The organism is Flavobacterium sp. N3904, from assembly GCF_025947305.1.
GTDB lineage: Bacteria > Bacteroidota > Bacteroidia > Flavobacteriales > Flavobacteriaceae > Flavobacterium.
The window spans coordinates 1,345,917-1,363,565 of the sequence record NZ_CP110009.1 but is presented as its reverse complement, the minus strand read 5'-3'; the positions used below and the strand labels follow the sequence as shown (position 1 = coordinate 1,363,565).

Annotated in this window: 13 protein-coding genes; 2 read left to right on the top strand and 11 right to left on the bottom strand. The window is 34.1% G+C overall.

What is annotated here, in order from left to right; genetic code table 11:
• Positions 1-46 precede the first annotated feature (46 nt).
• Positions 47-514 (top strand): CYTH domain-containing protein, encoded by a 468-nt coding sequence (locus OLM57_RS05550; protein WP_264566952.1) that lies wholly within the window; start codon positions 47-49, stop codon positions 512-514.
• On the opposite strand, the gene OLM57_RS05545 is transcribed toward OLM57_RS05550, so the two are convergent.
• The 11 genes from OLM57_RS05545 to uvrC all read right to left on the bottom strand — a co-directional run bounded on the left by OLM57_RS05545 (position 515) and on the right by uvrC (position 16,427).
• Positions 515-1,006, bottom strand: coding sequence for a septal ring lytic transglycosylase RlpA family protein (locus OLM57_RS05545; RefSeq protein WP_264566246.1), 492 nt, complete (start codon positions 1,004-1,006; stop codon positions 515-517).
• 81 nt (positions 1,007-1,087) lie between these two features.
• Positions 1,088-1,510, bottom strand: coding sequence for a hypothetical protein (locus OLM57_RS05540; RefSeq protein WP_264566245.1), 423 nt, complete (start codon positions 1,508-1,510; stop codon positions 1,088-1,090).
• 98 nt (positions 1,511-1,608) lie between these two features.
• Complete coding sequence (locus OLM57_RS05535; protein ID WP_264566244.1) at positions 1,609-4,425, bottom strand: TonB-dependent receptor; 2,817 nt, start codon at positions 4,423-4,425, stop codon at positions 1,609-1,611.
• Between the two features lie 304 nt (positions 4,426-4,729).
• A complete protein-coding gene (pgi, locus tag OLM57_RS05530; protein WP_264566243.1) occupies positions 4,730-6,373 on the bottom strand; it encodes a glucose-6-phosphate isomerase in 1,644 nt (547 codons plus the stop codon).
• A gap of 140 nt (positions 6,374-6,513) precedes the next feature.
• The gene (locus OLM57_RS05525) at positions 6,514-7,731 is read right to left on the bottom strand and encodes a M23 family metallopeptidase (protein ID WP_264566242.1); all 1,218 of its coding nucleotides are present in this window, start codon (positions 7,729-7,731) and stop codon (positions 6,514-6,516) included.
• Between the two features lie 17 nt (positions 7,732-7,748).
• Entirely contained in the window at positions 7,749-8,681 is a 933-nt protein-coding gene (locus OLM57_RS05520; protein WP_264566241.1) for a tryptophan 2,3-dioxygenase family protein, read from the bottom strand.
• The gene (locus tag OLM57_RS05515; RefSeq protein WP_264566240.1) at positions 8,678-9,451 is read right to left on the bottom strand and encodes a DUF3108 domain-containing protein; all 774 of its coding nucleotides are present in this window, start codon (positions 9,449-9,451) and stop codon (positions 8,678-8,680) included. Before OLM57_RS05515 ends, OLM57_RS05520 begins: the two co-directional genes overlap by 4 nt.
• A 281-nt stretch (positions 9,452-9,732) precedes the next feature.
• Positions 9,733-10,893, bottom strand: a complete 1,161-nt coding sequence (gene hppD / locus OLM57_RS05510; protein WP_264566239.1) for a 4-hydroxyphenylpyruvate dioxygenase — start codon at positions 10,891-10,893, stop codon at positions 9,733-9,735.
• 148 nt (positions 10,894-11,041) lie between these two features.
• On the bottom strand, positions 11,042-12,199 hold the full coding sequence (locus OLM57_RS05505) for a homogentisate 1,2-dioxygenase (RefSeq protein WP_264566238.1): 1,158 nt from the start codon (positions 12,197-12,199) through the stop codon (positions 11,042-11,044).
• A 189-nt stretch (positions 12,200-12,388) separates the two neighbouring features.
• Entirely contained in the window at positions 12,389-14,581 is a 2,193-nt protein-coding gene (locus tag OLM57_RS05500; RefSeq protein ID WP_264566237.1) for a patatin-like phospholipase family protein, read from the bottom strand.
• 49 nt (positions 14,582-14,630) lie between these two features.
• Positions 14,631-16,427 (bottom strand): excinuclease ABC subunit UvrC, encoded by a 1,797-nt coding sequence (uvrC, locus tag OLM57_RS05495; protein ID WP_264566236.1) that lies wholly within the window; start codon positions 16,425-16,427, stop codon positions 14,631-14,633.
• A 149-nt stretch (positions 16,428-16,576) separates the two neighbouring features.
• Here uvrC and OLM57_RS05490 point away from each other — a divergent pair, with 149 nt between their 5' ends.
• On the top strand, positions 16,577-17,563 hold the full coding sequence (locus OLM57_RS05490) for a succinylglutamate desuccinylase/aspartoacylase family protein (protein WP_264566235.1): 987 nt from the start codon (positions 16,577-16,579) through the stop codon (positions 17,561-17,563).
• Positions 17,564-17,649: the final 86 nt, after the last annotated feature.

Here is a 17,649-nt window from a genome sequence, read left to right as displayed (position 1 = left end):
TAAAGCTGGAATTAGCTCCTAAAGTTTATGAAATAGTTTTATGAAAATGATAGAAATAGAAAGAAAATTTTTGGTCACTTCGGATGCATTCAAGGAAGAAGCTTTTACCCATAATCGAATAAAACAAGGCTATCTAAGTTCCGTTCCCGAAAGAACCGTTAGAGTACGTATAAAAGGGAATAAAGGTTTTTTGACTATAAAAGGAATCTCAAATCAATCTGGTCTGTCCCGTTTTGAATGGGAAAAAGAAATTCCTGCTGATGAGGCTGAAAAACTATTACTTTTATGTGAAACAGGTGTAATTGACAAAACCCGATTTGAAGTCAAAACGGGCAATCATATTATTGAAATTGATGAGTTTTATGGTGAAAACGAAGGGTTGATTATGGCCGAAATCGAGTTGCAAAATGAAACAGATTCTTTCGAAAAACCAATTTGGTTGGGTGAAGAAGTTACTAATGACAAAAGATATTACAATGCTTATTTGAGTAACAATCCGTTTAAAAATTGGTGATTATTTCCGTAATTCTTCAATTTTGACAATTACTGCCCCACTGTTTTTGTTGGAAGTAATATCCATAAAGGCTTTTTTGCTTAAATCTATTTCTCTTCCTCTGGCAAAGGGACCTCTGTCTATTACTTCAACAATCACTGATTTTCCATTGGCTTCATTAGTGATTCTAAGTATGGTTCCAAAAGGGAGTTTTCTGTGTGCAGCCGTTAGTTTTGAATTGTTAAATCTCTTTCCGCTAGCTGTTTTTTTTCCATTAAATTTATCGTGATAATAAGAGGCATGTGCATTTTTTTTGAAGAATACAAACTTTCCAGTTTCTACGATTACAGTGTCTGGGGTAATCTCAACTTTTTCTATTTCTTGTTCCGCAACTTTAGGGGTCTTTTTTACGGTGTCTTTAATAGTAAATTTTTTGCTGTTTATAATAGAACTTTGACTGCTTACTAAACCAATATTGGCCAGTAAAAAGAGTAGTGTAATTAATTTTTTCATTGGTAGTTTATTAGGTGAAACTTGGAGCTGTAAAAAAATTATTGGTAAAAAAAAGTCCTTTTCAGGACTTTTATAAATTGTTTAAAACCACAACGACCAAGGAATTCTACTTAAAACAAGGACCAATCCTAGTCCGTAAAATATTGAGAAGGTTTTAAATTTTGATTCACTTGTTGATAATTTTTTATGTTTTGACCAACCAACGGTAATTAAAGCTATCGCAATTAAATTAACTAATGGATGCTCCAAAGATGTCAACCGCAATGCTTTATCTGACATTTGTCCAAAAGAATCCAATCCGAGAGGAGAAACAAAATACAAAATCAAGCCTACTAGAAGTTGAATATGAATCGCTATTAAAGCAAATAATGCAATTTTTCTGTCTTTGGCGGTAAATTCTTTTTTTGAAGACAATCCAATAATAGCATTGACCACAGCGATTACAAGAACTAACAGCGCAATATAAGCCCAGCCAGAGTGAAATTTTTGAATAAAATTGTACATAAATAAGTTTTTAATTTGAACAAATATAAACAAAAATGTCATAAAAAAACCCCAACTCTTAAAAAGAGAATGGGGTTTCATTACAAAATTTTGTCTTTTTAGAAATTGTAACGCATGCTAAAGTTCCATGTTCTTCCAAAACCAAAGAATACTTGGTTAGCATCTGCTACACCATTGTAAGTTCTTCCTGTTGAAGAATAAGTTCCTTTTGACGGATCATTTGGAACTATATTATCATCTGCAAAAATGTTAGTTTTAGACTCAGCAATATAGACTTTGTCCATTACGTTATTTACATTCAATCTCAAGAAAACTGTTTTGTCTTTGTCCTTTCCAACAAACATTGTATACGAAAATCCTGCGTCCAAAAGACCATAAGCAGGTATTTCTAATGAACCTTTATTATCTGGAGAAGTAAAATTTATTGGAGATATTGATGCATATACATTATCATTATAATTATAATTAGCATCAATTTCAACACCTCTTAACACTTGGTAAGTTGCACCTAAAGAAGCAGTTAATTGTGCTGCATCACCTACTTTAACACCATCTAGATACAAAGTTGTTGGTTTTCCACCACCTATTGGTTCATTTTGGGCATTGAATCTTTCACTCAAAACATTTCCTTTGTATTCCCAATCTCCCATTGAGAACATTGCATTAATTCTTAATTTATCTGATATTTTTGAATTTCCTTCAAATTCAAAACCAGTGTGTACTTCTTTAATACCTGCAAAATCGTAATATCCTCCTGGATTATCTGCTGCATTGTCGTTATTTCTTTGAAATCTGTCTGCCCATGAAGTATAGTATAAATTTACATTTGCATTAAAATATCTAGATCTGAAACCATATCCACCCTCAACACCAGTAATTTTTTCATTTACTAACAAAGGATTTACTATTGATGCATTATTTGGATATACAACATTAAAGAAAGGTTGCTTAGAATAATAACCCGCATTTACATACGCATTATGTTGCTCTGTAAAGTTATAATTTGCCCCTCCTTTTACATTTCCACCTAATACATTTTCAAAATCTGTATCAGCTAGTGCTGTACCGGCTGGATATTTAAAATAATCTACTCTTTTAAATCCTTGTTGAGAAACAGCCCCTTGTACAAATGCTGTTAAATTATCTTGAGAATATTCTAATTGTGTAAATACACCATACCAGTTTACATCTCCATCATTGTAGTAATTTATTTTCTCTACACTTGAAATACTTTGAAAAGGATTCCATGTTGGACTTACTGGATAAGTACCTGTAAGTGTTCTATTAGGATTGTTTACGTCAAAAGTATCTACATACACATCGCCACCCAAAAGTGTATTCACGTTTTGATAGTGCATTCCTGTATATGTTCTTAAATCTAAACCTATATCAAAAGTAAGGTTTTTACTAAATTTTTTATTTAAGTCAATAACACCTCCATACCAGTCGTGAGAATTGAATGACGAAATTCTTGATATACCAGAAGTAGAAGGAGATGAACCTGCAGGAGCTGTAGGTGGAACTTTTGTAGCTCCATTATAAGCACTATTTTCATACAACCCAGTTGTTCCAGTAGTAGTTCTTGTTATAGCAACTCCGTTTATCATAACAGTTTGACCAGAATTGTACGCTTGAATTTTATCAAAATCCACTAGACCGTCTGCAGTTCTAAAATCGTTAGATAAAAAATTAGCTCCTCTAATTCCACCTGTTCCGTTAGATCCTCCACCACGTCCCCAAGAACCGTAAAGTACTGTAGAAAGTTTGGTCGTTTCATTTATATTATAATCCCAGTTAATAGATGCAATTGGCTTATGGTAAAAGTTTCTCCTCATGTTGAACTCTTCTCCATTCAAATAACCCCAATCAGAATTGTATCTTGTTGCTGGATTTCCATTAGACCCATATTTTAAATATGTAGCAATAGTAGGAGATGCAGATCTCTGGTTATGCCATTGTGGTGCTCCTGTAATAGAAAACTGAAAATTATGTTTATTGTCTTTAGTGTCATATCCCATTCCAATGTAATAATTGCTTTCTCTGAACTCAGTTCCATCTACATATCCATCTCCTCGAGTTTGACCAAATAATACAGAAGTAGAAAATCCATTTTCCATTCTACCAGTAGAATAGGTAGCCAAATATTTGAAATAATTTGCGTTACCAAAAGTAGTAGCTACTGACCCTCCTTCATCCTTTTCGGAAGACTTGGTCATAATATTAATAGTTCCACCAACTGATGCAATCGCTAGTTTTGATGAACCCAACCCTCTTTGCACTTGCATAGCTGTAGTTACATCAGATAAACCTGCCCAGTTACTCCAAAAAACGGCTCCGTTTTCCATATCGTTAATTGGAACCCCATTGACCATAACCGCAACGTTAGTTTGACTAAATCCACGAATATTGATTCTTGAATCACCATACCCACCGCCACCTTTGGTAGCATAAACAGATGGAGTAGTTTTCAAAATTTCAGGAAATTCTAATGTTCCTAATTTTTCTTGTATTTCAGCTGCTTTTATAGTAGATACCGCTACTGGTGTTTTTCTGTCTTTCGCAATATCAACTACACCAGAGGTTATAACTATTTCGTCTAATTCATTCGAATTTCCTTTTAAAACAATAGCACCCAAATCTGTTGTAGCACCATCTGCAACTGTAAATGAAACTGTTTTCGAGTCAAAACCTAAATAAGTAATAACCAATTGTCCAGTTTTAACCGAAGTATTAATTGTAAACTTACCATTATAATCTGTCAAAGTTCCATCAGATGTTCCTTTGATCGAGATATTTGCGCCTGGTAAAAAACCTTCACCATCAGTAATAACTCCTGTAATTTTTCCTTGAGAAAATACAGTCGAAACTACTAAAAACAGTAATCCTGAGAGTAACCAATTTTTCATTTTCTTCATTGTTGTTAGTTTGATTATTTTTGGCAAAATTATAACATTTGATTTGATTTATGTTAAGAAAGTTTTAAGAAATTGGTCTTTTTTTTTACAAAAAAATAAAAAAAAACATATTATAATTTGAAGGTTAATATTTTATCAAATTATCTAATTTTTTTCTTGATTTATGTGAATTTCACATCATTAGCTGACCTAGAAACTACTTCTTTTTTCTTTTCTCAAACATTTTTCAATATCTATAAAGTAAAAAAGCCTTGAATTTTTAAAAATCAAGGCTTTTTTGGGAAATTCAATTTTAAGAATATAATTATTTGTTCTCTAAAAAATAATTTAGTAAAAATTGAGTAGAACTATCGTGGTTTTTAACTTGTTTAGTATGAATTTCATCTAGTATCGAATTGGCCAATTGCTTACCAAGTTCAACTCCCCATTGATCAAAACTAAAGATATTCCAAATAATTCCTTGCACAAATATTTTGTGCTCGTACATCGCAATTAAGGAACCTAATGATTTTGGCGTTAGTTTTTGAATCAATATTGTATTAGTTGGTTTGTTTCCTGCAAATACTTTAAATGGCAAAAGAACACTTGCTTTGTCAGCACTTAATCCTTGTTTGTCAAATTCAGCTTGCACTTGTTCTTGGGATTTACCATTCATCAAAGCTTCCGTTTGTGCAAAAAAGTTAGACATTAATTTATCATGATGATCTTCATCTCCATATAATGGTTTTACAAATCCAATGAAATCTGAAGGAATCAATTTGGTTCCTTGATGAATCAATTGAAAAAAGGCGTGTTGCGCATTGGTTCCCGGTTCGCCCCAAATAATGGTTCCCGTTTCATAATTTACTGGTTTCCCATCACGTCCCACACTTTTACCATTACTTTCCATAGTTCCTTGCTGTAAATAAGGAGCCAGTTTTTGCAGATATTGTGTATATGGAATTAATGCTTCACTTTCGGCACCAAAGAAATTATTATACCAAACGCTCAATAAAGCAAGGGTTACGGGAATATTTTGGTCGAAATCTGATGTTTTAAAGTGCTCATCCATTTCATTGGCACCACTTAATAAATCATTGAAATTATCAAAACCCACAGCCAAACTAATTGAAAGTCCTACTGCGCTCCATAACGAAAAACGTCCCCCAACCCAATCCCACATTGGAAATACATTATCTGGATTAATTCCAAACTCAGTCACTTTTTCAATATTGGTCGAAACCGCCACAAAATGTTTAGCCACATCTTCCTGACTTGCCGATTTTAAAAACCAAGCTTTAATCGTTTCTGAATTCGTTAAAGTTTCTTGAGTCGTAAATGTTTTAGAAACAATTACAAATAAGGTTGTTTCAGGATTTAATTTTTTTATGATTTCTTGTACATGATCTCCTTCAACATTCGATGCAAAATGTACATTTAAATGATTTTTATAATATTGTAAAGCTTCAACGGCCATAACAGGTCCCAAATCAGAACCTCCAATACCTATATTAACAATATCAGTAAATGGTTTTCCGGTATATCCTGTTCTTTGTCCTGAAGTTATTTCGTTTGTAAACGATTTTACTTTATTTTTTACGGCATATACCTCCGGCATTACATTAACACCATCAACATTAATAACAGCTGATGACGGTGCACGCAAAGCGGTATGCAAAACGGCACGATTTTCTGTCTGATTGATAATGGCTCCTCCAAAATAATCGGAGATTGCATTTTTCAATCCTGTTTCGTTTGCCAATTCAAGCAACAAATCAATAGTTTCCTGAGTAATTCTGTTTTTAGAGTAATCAACCAAAAAATCATTCCATTTCAAATGGAACTTTTCAGTTCTTGAAGTATCAGCTTTAAACATTGCTGTCATAGAAGCCTTTTGCATTTCAGTATAATGTGCTTGTAATTTTTTCCAAGCAGGTGTTTCGGTTGGGTTTATTGTGTTTAAAGCCATTTTCATTCTAGTTTTTTATAATTGTGCAAATTTACTGAAATAAGTTTGATTGGACTAAAATCAGTACGTTATATAACAATTAAAAATAAAATTTCGAGAAAAAATTAACTAAGTTTAAATAAGCTTAAAAAATAATGCCCTTACAAATTAGAAACGCTATCCAATTCAAATTTCAAAGGCTCTATTTTCTTCAAAAAGCGTTCTTTATTTTTGGCATTCATAGGCTCACCACTTGGTAATTTCAATCGAAGTGCATCAACCTGAACTCCGTTTTTCCAGAAGCGATAACATACGTGAGGCCCTGTCGCTAGTCCTGTACTTCCAACTAATCCTATAGTTTGTCCTTGAGTAACATGTTGTCCGCGTCTCACTAATATTCGAGACATGTGCAAATATTGAGTAGAATAGGTGCTGTTGTGTTTTACTTTTACAAAATTTCCATTACCGGCTGTATATCCAGTTTGTTCTACTATTCCAGCAGCTGTAGTAGAAATTGGTGTGCCCGTTGGTGCCGCATAATCGGTTCCTTTGTGGGCTTTCCAGATTTGTTGCACAGGATGAAAACGATTCATAGTAAAATGAGAGGTAATACGACTGAATTTAATTGGCGTTTTAAGAAAGAAATTCTTGAGAGTTTTTCCGTCTTCATCATAATAATCCATTTTTCCTGAACCAGGATTTTGTTCAAATGGAAAAGCATAAATAATTTTTCCTTTGTATTCAAAAAAAGCAGCTTCCAGACTATCTACTCCATCATATATAGAATCATTAATATATCTTTCGGTAAAAGTCAACCCAAATCGGTCTCCTTTTTTAACTTTAAAGAAATCGACTGACCACGCAAAAATCTTTGAAATTCTAGTGGCCAAAGCTCCTTCAACATTTGCCGCTTCTAACGTTTCTGATAAAGATCCTTTCAAAACTCCGCCAATTGTACGTCGTTTTAGCGTTAAAGGTTTTGTTTTTTTATAGGCTTTAGCAATCGAATCGCGCAAATCGACCACATAATAATTTAATGCATCGGGTTGGTAAATAAAAAAATCCAGAGTGTTGGTTTTATTCTTAGATCTAAGAAGTGTATAATGTTTGTTGATTCGAATAGTACGCACATCAAAAGTATCTTTTACCTGTGCCACGATATCAAACACTTTTTTGTCGCCAATATTTTGATTTTGCAGTATACTACCAAATGTATCGCCCGACTTTACTGAATCTTGAACGACATTAAAATCAGAAAATTTAAAACCAAAATCACTCTTTTTGGACTTTGGAATTACTTGATTTTCTGTTATTTCCTCATTTCTATTACAGGAAATTACGGAAAAAAGTACTGCTAAAATTACTATTATTTGTTTCAAGCTTCGATCTTTTATCTTTATTTTTCTATTCCCCAATTGGCCAATTCTTCTTCACTCCACAATTCCGGAAAGAAAATCCTTCTTTGGTATCTTGGATGCATGTATTTTTTCCAGTCACTTCCACCAGTAGCTTCACCGTCGCCTTTACCATTATCAATATATTTTCTAGCAGCATTGAGATGTCCCATTACCCAAGTAACGTTTACGGTATGATCGTAATGACGCATGGCTTTTACCAATTCTGGGTTTTCTCTATCTGAATCTGGCAATTGTTTGAATTTTTGCCAAAGGTTTATGGTATTATATTCCTTCATCTGAGTGATAAAAGCCGCTTTGTATTTGCGTTCAAACTCCAATAACAAATAAGACTTCTCTCCAGTTTGATGATCTTTTCCAGCTGCCTGCCAATACATGTGATCCAAAGCATGCTCATAAGGTGTATTTCTGTCAATAGTCGTGCGAAAACGGTAATCGATAAGATTGATTAAATCGGTTGAGGCGATTTCTATCATTCTGTATTGTGCACTTTGAAAACCACTGGCAGGAGTTAGTGTGTTTCTAAATTTCATGTACTGCTCCACTTCCATACCATCTCCCATAATATCAAAAGATGTCGTAAGCATATCAAAATAACGGCTTATTCGCATTAACCTTTCGGTAAAAAAACCAGTTGTTAATTTTTCTGCATAAGAGATTTGGTGCATTTCCCAAAGTATCATTTTGAAAAGTAATTCATTGACTTGATGATACATGATAAAAACCATTTCATCAGGCAATGTTGTTCTTTGGATTTGCAGATTTAATAATGCATCAGTTTGTATATAATCCCAATACGTTATTGGTTTTGACCAAAGCAATCCTTCAAGGTGTGTGTCCGTTTTTTGATTAATTTGTTGGAATTTTTGATCAATTTCATCCAAAATTGATGCAGTAGTATCATTTATTGTCATTTTGATTTAATTTTAAACGGATTGTTTAATCCCCTATACTCTTCTAGATCAGCCTTTATAGATCCTACCAAAAGGTTCGCTTTTATACGAATTGGTATTTTATTATAGTCATCTGAAATCCATAACGTTAAACTTTCTTCTTCTTTGAAAATTCGTCCAGATTGCACCAATGGCCTAAAAATCATGGCAGAAACAACGCCAAATTTAGTTGTAATATCTTCTCTCCCTATGAATTTTAACTTAAATTTTGTAGTTTCATTGTCAAAAAACATATCTATAACGACCGATTCACCGGGTTTGATTTTATTGATATTGGGATAATTTCTTAAATAATAAAAAGAAGATAAAATATCCTGCGTGTTTTTTGGGAAATCAAATGATTTTTCGGTTTTATGCTTATAATCTTTTACCGTTATTTTATTTGTGGTTTGGTTAAAGAACCCTTCCTGATTTTTGGTATAACCCCCTTCATCAATTTTTCGAACAAATTTATACGGATTTCGTGTATCCTTATCAATATAACTTTCGTAAACGTCTTCAACTTTAAAAAAGAATTTGGTCATACCTGTAGAAAAACCTTTACCTATTACATGGTAAACAGATTGATTGTTAAGAGTTGCCTCTTTTACTTCAATGGTGGCATAACCTGCGTTTAAAATTCCATAATGCACTCTAAATTTCAGGAATTCACCAACAGAGTATGCTTCTTCTTTTTGTGTTTCGAAACCCATAATCAGAACCAATAACAGTAATATCGGGATTTTTTTCATTGGATTCGATACATTAAATTTAAAATGACCTCAAATGTATAAAACAAAAAAACTCAGTCAAACTAATGACTGAGTTTTTATGCTATTAACTAACCAAAAAACTATAAATTATGAAAATTTATATGAAACTAAGAAGGAAACCACCCCTTCCTGATTTGCGAGTGCAAAGGTATTGTATAAATCAAGGTTTTCTTAGCGAAAAGTCGAGTTTAACACAACATTTGCAATTTTAAGGGTTAATTAACTATTATTTTTTTTGATAATGCAATAAAAATAAAATTTTACAGCGTTCCTCGTAATTGCTGTTCGCGTTCTATTGATTCAAAAAGCGCCTTAAAGTTCCCTGCACCAAATCCTTTTGCCCCCATTCTTTGAATAATTTCAAAAAATAAAGTAGGACGATCTTGAACAGGTTTGGTGAAAATTTGCAATAAATAACCATCTTCGTCGGCATCAACCATAATGGCCAGTTTTTCGATTTCGGCCAAATCCTCTTTCATCATTTCCATGTGCACTCCCAATCGTTCTGGAATAGCCTGATAGTAAGTATGGGGTGGGGCTGATAAAAACTCAACTCCTCTTGCTTTTAATTGTGAAACTGTTTTTATAATATCGTCGGTAGCGATGGCAATGTGCTGAATTCCTGGCCCTCCATAAAAATCCAAGTACTCTTCGATCTGAGATTTTTTCTTTCCTTCGGCGGGTTCGTTGATAGGAAATTTGATTCTTCCGTTTCCGTTTGACATCACTTTACTCATCAAAGCCGAATATTCGGTGTTAATCTGTTTGTCATCAAAAGAAAGGAAATTGACAAACCCCATAACATCTTCATAGAATTTTACCCAAGTATTCATTTCGTTCCAACCCACATTTCCTACCATGTGGTCGATGTATTTTAGGCCAGTTGGCTCCGGATTGTAATCCGATTTCCATTCCTTGTAGCCTGGCAAGAAAACACCGTTGTAATTTTTTCGTTCCACAAAAATGTGAACAGTTTCTCCATACGTATAGATTCCAGAACGAACTACTTCTCCAAATTCATCTTGTTCTACTGTTGGTTCCATAAAGGAACGGGCACCACGCTTCATAGTTTCTTCGTAAGCACTTCTAGCATCTTCAACCCAAAGAGCGGCAACTTTCACTCCGTCTCCATGTTTTTTTAAATGGTCATGTAGTGGCGAATCCTGCGTTAAGGGAGTAGTCAAAACGATTCGAATTTTGTCTTGTTTCAACACATAAGACGTTTTGTCTTTTACTCCAGTTTCCAGTCCGGCATACGCTAATGATTGATAACCAAAAGCGGTTTTATAATAATGTGCCGATTGTTTTGCGTTGCCTACGTAGAATTCGACATAATCGGTTCCTAAAAGCGGAAGGAAATCTTGCGCTCCTTCGAATATTTTTTCTAATCCGTATTCTACTGATTTTACTTCTTTTGCCATTGTGTTTATTTTTTATGATCCGGATTTTTTGTGATTTCCGAAAATGTTGTTGATTGTTATAAAGCCCTAGCCCTGATGGAAACGGCATCCTTTTTCTTTTTCCTTTAAAAAGAAAAAGATACAGTGTACAGCAGGAAAAAGCTCCTAATTAGTCTACCCAAGATTTATAATACTGTCCATCATCTATTCCCATAGCTTCCTCTGTTACCATAAGCGGTCGGAAGGTGTCGACCATTACAGCCAATTCCAGCGTTTCTTTGTGTCCGATACTGCGTTCCATAGCGCCTGGGGCGGGACCGTGTGGAATTCCTTTTGGGTGCAAAGTAATATGTCCTTGCTCAATATTATTACGACTCATGAAATCGCCATCTACATAATACAGCACTTCGTCGCTGTCGATATTGCTGTGATTGTAAGGTGCCGGAATCGCTTTTGGATGGTAATCGTACAATCTTGGAACGAAAGAACACACTACAAAAGTGCTGGTTTCGAAGGTTTGGTGAATAGGCGGTGGCAAATGCACACGACCTGTAATAGGTTCAAAATTGTGAATACTGAAGCCGTACGGGAAATTGTAACCATCCCAACCCACAATATCAAAAGGATGCGTAGCGTAAACCACTTCATGCATCATGCCTTCTTTTTTCATTTTGATGACAAAATCTCCTTTTTCATCGTGCGATTCCAATTCATTTGGAAGGATAAAATCACGTTCGCAAAATGGTGAATGTTCCAAGTGTTGTCCTGAGTCGTTTTTATATCTTTTTGGAGTATAAAAAGGAGCATAAGACTCTACATAAAACAAGCGATTTTCTTCGGTTTCAAACTCGATTTGATAAATAATACCACGTGGAATAATCAAATAATCACCATATTCGAAGGGGATATTCCCCAACATGGTACGCAGTTTTCCTTTGCCTTTATGAATGAAAATCATCTCATCTGCATCGGCATTTTTATAAAAATAAGTGGTTAATGATTTTCTGGGTGCTGCCAACCCTATGATGCAGTCTCTATTGACCAACATTGCTTTACGACTGTCCAAAAAATCATCTTCAGGTTTCAATTCAAAACCTTTTAACAACAATGATTTTATGTTTTTTCCGATCGCTATTTTGGGTTCGACAGAATAGGATTTAAGTATTTCTTTGACTTGTGTTGGTCTGTGAATGTGATACGACAAGGAAGAATGCCCATGAAAACCCTCCGTTCCAAAAAGTTGTTCGTAGTATAAACCTCCTTCTGGATTTGCGAATTGGGTATGTCTTTTAGGAGGAATGTTTCCTAGTTTATGATATATTGGCATGTTTTTTTGTTTTAAAGTTAAAAGTCTAAAGTCATCATTTTTTACAAAACGCAACTTTTTTTAATTAAATCAAAAAAAATATACTCACTCAGGATTTCTCTTGATTAAGAATTGAAGATACTCTAATAAACCTGTCCAATTTGTTTTCATTATTACAAATGTCGTAATTTTTATTTAAAAAAATACAACTTAGAATAAAAAACCAATAGTAAACCAAAGGTAAGAGTCTGAAGTTTCGGGAGACCAGGAATATTTGACTTCTACTGGACCAATTATTGTTTCTAGTCCGTATCCAAAAGCATATCCTGAGTATTTTGGCAATGCTATCCAGTTTAAGGAATCATAGAGATTGTCTTCTAGATTGGCATAATTTGCCGAAAAATTGATGTGGTTTTTTTTGAAAATTTCGTAGTCTAAAGTAATTCCTGATTCCAAATAACTATTTGCCGCAAGACTTAGAAAATTATAGCCATAAAAATATTTGAAATTGTTGGTTGTGTAAAAACCATAACCGCCTAAAACAAAATCAAAATAAGGGATGCTTTTATTCCCAATTGAAGTTCCAGCTTCGGCCTGAAGTTTAATGGTTGTTTTATTGAAAATTGTTTTTGCAATACCCACCTCAGCACTTAACATAGAAAACGGTTCGAAATCTTTGGTCCCTCCAGAAAACATATAAAATTGTGGATTTCCAGAAAAAAACCACCCGCTTTTTGGAAAATATTTATTGTCGTACGAATCGTATTTTATATACCCAAAAACGCTAGAATAAGTACTATTGGTAATTGTAGAATTTAAATCCAATGTTTCAGAAGAAATATTTAGGTATTCGAATTCTGCTCCAACTCCGATAAGAAATTTTTGGGCAAATATCGATTGGATATAAACTTGATTCGACAAATCGGAATAATCAATGTTTATAGAATTTACATCTTGGCTACTGAAAGTAAAAACTTCCTTTGGAATATTTTTGTTGAATTGATTCAATTGCGACCTAAAACCATAACTCAACTGAAATCCATTATCAATATAATAATCAAAATTATACCTTACATTGTCTCCTAAAGCTAAATCCAAGGATAGAAAATCATTCTTAATAAACGTTTTTTTATTGGTTAAATTAACCAAAACAGCACTCTTGTACAAGCCGTCATAATGCAATCCGAATTTTAGATTTGTCTTCACAGAACTTTCCGTCAAGTTAAGCACCAAATCATCATATGCGCCGTTTTTATCAAAATAATAACTTACGGCACTAAAATTTTGAGTGGCATTCAGGTTATTAATTCCCGTTTCTATGTCTTTAAAACTTATTTTGGTTCCTGGTTTAAAATTTAATTTTCCAATAATAAAATCCCTTGAATAATTTTTCAATTCATTGACTTTAATATCTACAATAGTCAAACTATCGGTTTCTACTTTTAATTTTGGTTTGTGGTAAGGATTTGATTTATCAACCAACAGATTAATTTTTTCATAGACAGAAAAAGTGGCATCTTCTCCTTTTTTTATAATTTCTGTTGCTTTATCAAAAGAAACCACTCCATAATCTTTCACATCTGGTTTAATATAAATTTCGGTTAAATTGGCATTTACCTTCATTCTCTCAATCATCTGCAAATTGGTAATCTGAAAGAAAATCCTGGAAGCACTCCTCAACTCATCTTTATTCAACAAGCCATTTTGAACATCAACTCCTATAATAATATCAGCTCCCAATTTACGAACTTCTTCTATAGGATAATTATTGACTACTCCTCCATCTACAATTAGGTTTCCATCTATAACTACGGGAGAAAATACAGACGGCAATGAAGAACTTCCTGCAATAGCCTGAGCCAAAATTCCTTTGTCAAAAACTACCTGTTCGCCGAGTGCAATATTGGTTCCCATGCACAAAAAAGGAATGGGCAACTCTTTGAAATCCCGAACATGTCGTACGGGCAATGTCAACCTGCTTAATAAATTAAAATTATACATTCCTTTGGACAAAGCCTCGGGTGTCCCAATTTTAAATTTATTGAACGGAAGGATCAAAGCATACAATTCATCGTTTCGCTTTTCATAAAAATTCTTGGAAGATCTGGGAATAAAATCATTAATAACATTACTGAAATTAGTTATTCCAATAATAGAATCTATTTGTTTGGCATTGTATCCCATAGCGTAAAGACCACCAATAACAGCACCCATACTTGTTCCTCCTATGTAATCTATCTTTATACCAGCCTCTTCCAGTACTTTTAAAACCCCAATATGGGCAAACCCTTTGGCACCTCCGCCACTTAGCACAAGGCCTATTTTGGCTTTTTTTGGTGTTTCTTGAGAAAATACATTCAAACAAGAAAAAAACAAAAACATAAAAAGTGTTATTCTATACATAAACTGCCTATTATTTTGCTTTCTATTTTCTAAATCGTTTTAGAAAAAGTTACTCTAATGTTTTGTAAAAGTCGGTAATTTTTTTGGCTTTTGATATACCTATAACGTCCGAAATTTCTTTTTCTGTAGCCAACTTTAATCTTTTAACACTTTTGAAATGTTGAATTAAAGTTAGCATCGTTTTCTCTCCTATTCCAGGGATACTTTCTATAGAAGAATTTAGTGCTGCTTTACTTCTTTTGTCCCTGTGGAAAGTGATTCCAAAACGATGTGCCTCATTCCTTAACTGTTGAATGACCTTTAAGGTTTCCGATTTTTTATCAAGATATAAAGGAATAGAATCTCCAGGATAGAACAATTCTTCCAGTCTTTTGGCAATGCCAATAATGGCTATTTTACCTCTTAGTTCTAGAGCATCAATGCTTTTTAATGCCGATGACAATTGTCCTTTACCCCCATCAATAATAATTAAATTGGGTAGTGGTTCGTTTTCGTCCAGTAATCTCTTGTAACGGCGATAGACTATTTCTTCCATTGAGGCAAAATCGTCCGGACCAACCACTGTTTTTATATTAAAATGCCTGTAATCTTTTTTGCTTGGTTTTCCGTCTTTAAACACAACGCACGCAGCAACAGGGTTGGTTCCCTGAATGTTAGAATTATCAAAACATTCTATATGTCTGGGCTCTACCGGCAAACGCAAATCGCTTTTCATTTGTGCCATTATTCTATTAGTGTGACGGTCTGGGTCTACAATTTGCAATTGTTTGAGTTGTTCTATTCTGTAAAACTTAGCATTGCGAATTGATAAGTCCAGTATTTGTTTTTTGTCACCTAGTTGTGGCACCGTTATTTTTATCTGTTCGCCCAAATCGACTTCAAACGGGACAATCACTTCCTTAGACAATAACTGAAAACGCTCCCGCAATTCTATTATAGCCAATTCCAATAATTCCTCGTCGGTTTCTTCGAGCTTCTTCTTGATTTCCATGGTGTGCGACCGAATGATGGAACCGTGTGATATTTGCAAAAAATTGACAAACGCTGCACTTTCATCCGAAACAATAGAGAAAACATCAATATTGGTGATCTTCGGATTTACAATCGTAGAACGCGATTGGTAATTCTCCAGCACTTCAATTTTTTCTTTTATTTTTTGAGCTTCTTCAAAATGCATGTCTTGAGCCAAACTAGTCATTAGACGTTTAAAATCTTTCATGCTTTCCTTGAAATTTCCTTTTAGAATTTCCCGAATGGCATCAACTTGTTTTTGGTAATTTTCTAAGGATTCCAAACCTTCACAAGGGCCTTTGCAATTGCCGATATGATATTCCAGACACACTTTGAATTTCCCGCTATCAATGTTACTTTTAGTTAAATCATAATTACAAGTTCGCAGTGGATACAACTCTTTTATCAATTCCAAAATAGTGTTCACAGTCTTAAAACTCGTGTACGGCCCAAAATATTCCGAACCATCCTTAACCATTCTTCGGGTGGGAAATATTCGTGAAAAAGGTTCTTTTTTAATGCAAATCCATGGGTAACTTTTATCATCCCGCAACAAAACATTGTACCGCGGCATAAGTGTTTTTATGAGATTGTTTTCCAATAAAAGTGCATCGGTTTCTGTGGGAACAACAATGTGTTTTATGGTTACAATTTTCTTGACCAGTACATTGGTTTTGGCAGTATCATGGATTTTATTAAAATAAGAAGAAACTCTTTTTTTAAGATTCTTGGCTTTTCCTACATACAAAATCTTTCCTTCCTTGTCGTAATATTGGTATACGCCAGGACCGTCGGGTAGGGTTTGTATTTGAAGAGCTAAAGTTGGGTTGGTCATTTTTTTAAAAGATTCTCATACTTATGGAGTTATCGAAAAAAAATCCATAAAACTCATTTTTCCAAATTTACAAATAACATCAACGCAAACCAAAATCAATTCTTTATTGCCAAATAAATAATTTCTATATTTAGATTTTATTTTAAAACATGAAAAACTCAAACCCATTAGTGATTTTTGGCGAAAGCGTTTTGCCAGGAGAAAGTAAAACCATTCAACTGGAAATTGCCCGATTACATAGCACTACCAAACTCACTATACCAATTATTGTACGCCGTTCAAAAATTGAAGGACCGGTAGTCCTCTTTTCGGGAGGAATTCATGGAGATGAGTTTAATGGTATCGAAATCGTAAGACAACTCATTACAAAAAAAATAAACAAACCCAAAAAAGGAACCATTATTTGTGTACCGGTCATCAATATTTACGGATTTATCAACAGATCAAGAGATTTTCCGGACGGAAGAGATTTGAATCGGGTATTTCCCGGAAGCAAAAAAGGGTCATTGGCCAGTCGTTTTGCCTACAATATTATCACCGAAATAATGCCTCTAGTCGATTATGCGGTTGATTTTCATGCAGGTGGAGCTAGCCGATTTAATGCACCGCAAATCAGGCTGACACCAAATAATCCCGAGGTAAAAATACTAGCCGATGCTTTTAACGCTCCTTTTACACTCTTCTCAAAAAATATTGTGGGGTCCTTTAGAAATTCAAGTGAAAAACTAAATGTAAAAATGTTGTTATTTGAAGGCGGAAAATCGTTAGACATCAATCATCAGGTGGCACAGGAAGGCATAAATGGTGTCAAACGGCTGCTACACTATTTAGACATGTTAGACTCGAAACACGAAGTTCCAATTTGTAAAAAAACAACGATTTATATCGAAAAATCGGGTTGGTTGCGAGCCAAATGTTCAGGTTTATTAAACGATAATAATTTGGTGGGTCAATTTGTAAAAAAAGGAACCGTGTTAGGCATGATTACCGATCCATTCGGGAAATTTGAACGAAAAATAAAAGCTCCAAACGATGGATATGTCATCAATGCCAACCACTCTCCTATTGTTTATCAGGGAGATGCGATTTATCATCTTTCAAATACTGCCGAAGATATAGAAGAATTAATTTTATAATGCGTTTCAATTCGTCGAAAATTAAAACCTAACAATTATCATATTTTCTATCCTTCAATACCCTTATTTTTGAGTAAAATAAGAGA

Bases quoted from the DNA above. Each gene is read 5' to 3' on its own strand.
- OLM57_RS05540 (WP_264566245.1), bottom strand. From the start codon at position 1,510: ATGTACAATTTTATTCAAAAATTTCACTCTGGCTGGGCTTATATTGCG.
- OLM57_RS05490 (WP_264566235.1), top strand. From the start codon at position 16,577: ATGAAAAACTCAAACCCATTAGTGATTTTTGGCGAAAGCGTTTTGCCA.
- OLM57_RS05515 (WP_264566240.1), bottom strand. From the start codon at position 9,451: ATGAAAAAAATCCCGATATTACTGTTATTGGTTCTGATTATGGGTTTC.
- pgi (WP_264566243.1), bottom strand. From the start codon at position 6,373: ATGGCTTTAAACACAATAAACCCAACCGAAACACCTGCTTGGAAAAAA.
- OLM57_RS05535 (WP_264566244.1), bottom strand. From the start codon at position 4,425: ATGAAGAAAATGAAAAATTGGTTACTCTCAGGATTACTGTTTTTAGTA.
- OLM57_RS05500 (WP_264566237.1), bottom strand. From the start codon at position 14,581: ATGTATAGAATAACACTTTTTATGTTTTTGTTTTTTTCTTGTTTGAAT.
- OLM57_RS05505 (WP_264566238.1), bottom strand. From the start codon at position 12,199: ATGCCAATATATCATAAACTAGGAAACATTCCTCCTAAAAGACATACC.
- OLM57_RS05550 (WP_264566952.1), top strand. From the start codon at position 47: ATGATAGAAATAGAAAGAAAATTTTTGGTCACTTCGGATGCATTCAAG.
- hppD (WP_264566239.1), bottom strand. From the start codon at position 10,893: ATGGCAAAAGAAGTAAAATCAGTAGAATACGGATTAGAAAAAATATTC.
- uvrC (WP_264566236.1), bottom strand. From the start codon at position 16,427: ATGACCAACCCAACTTTAGCTCTTCAAATACAAACCCTACCCGACGGT.
- OLM57_RS05545 (WP_264566246.1), bottom strand. From the start codon at position 1,006: ATGAAAAAATTAATTACACTACTCTTTTTACTGGCCAATATTGGTTTA.
- OLM57_RS05520 (WP_264566241.1), bottom strand. From the start codon at position 8,681: ATGACAATAAATGATACTACTGCATCAATTTTGGATGAAATTGATCAA.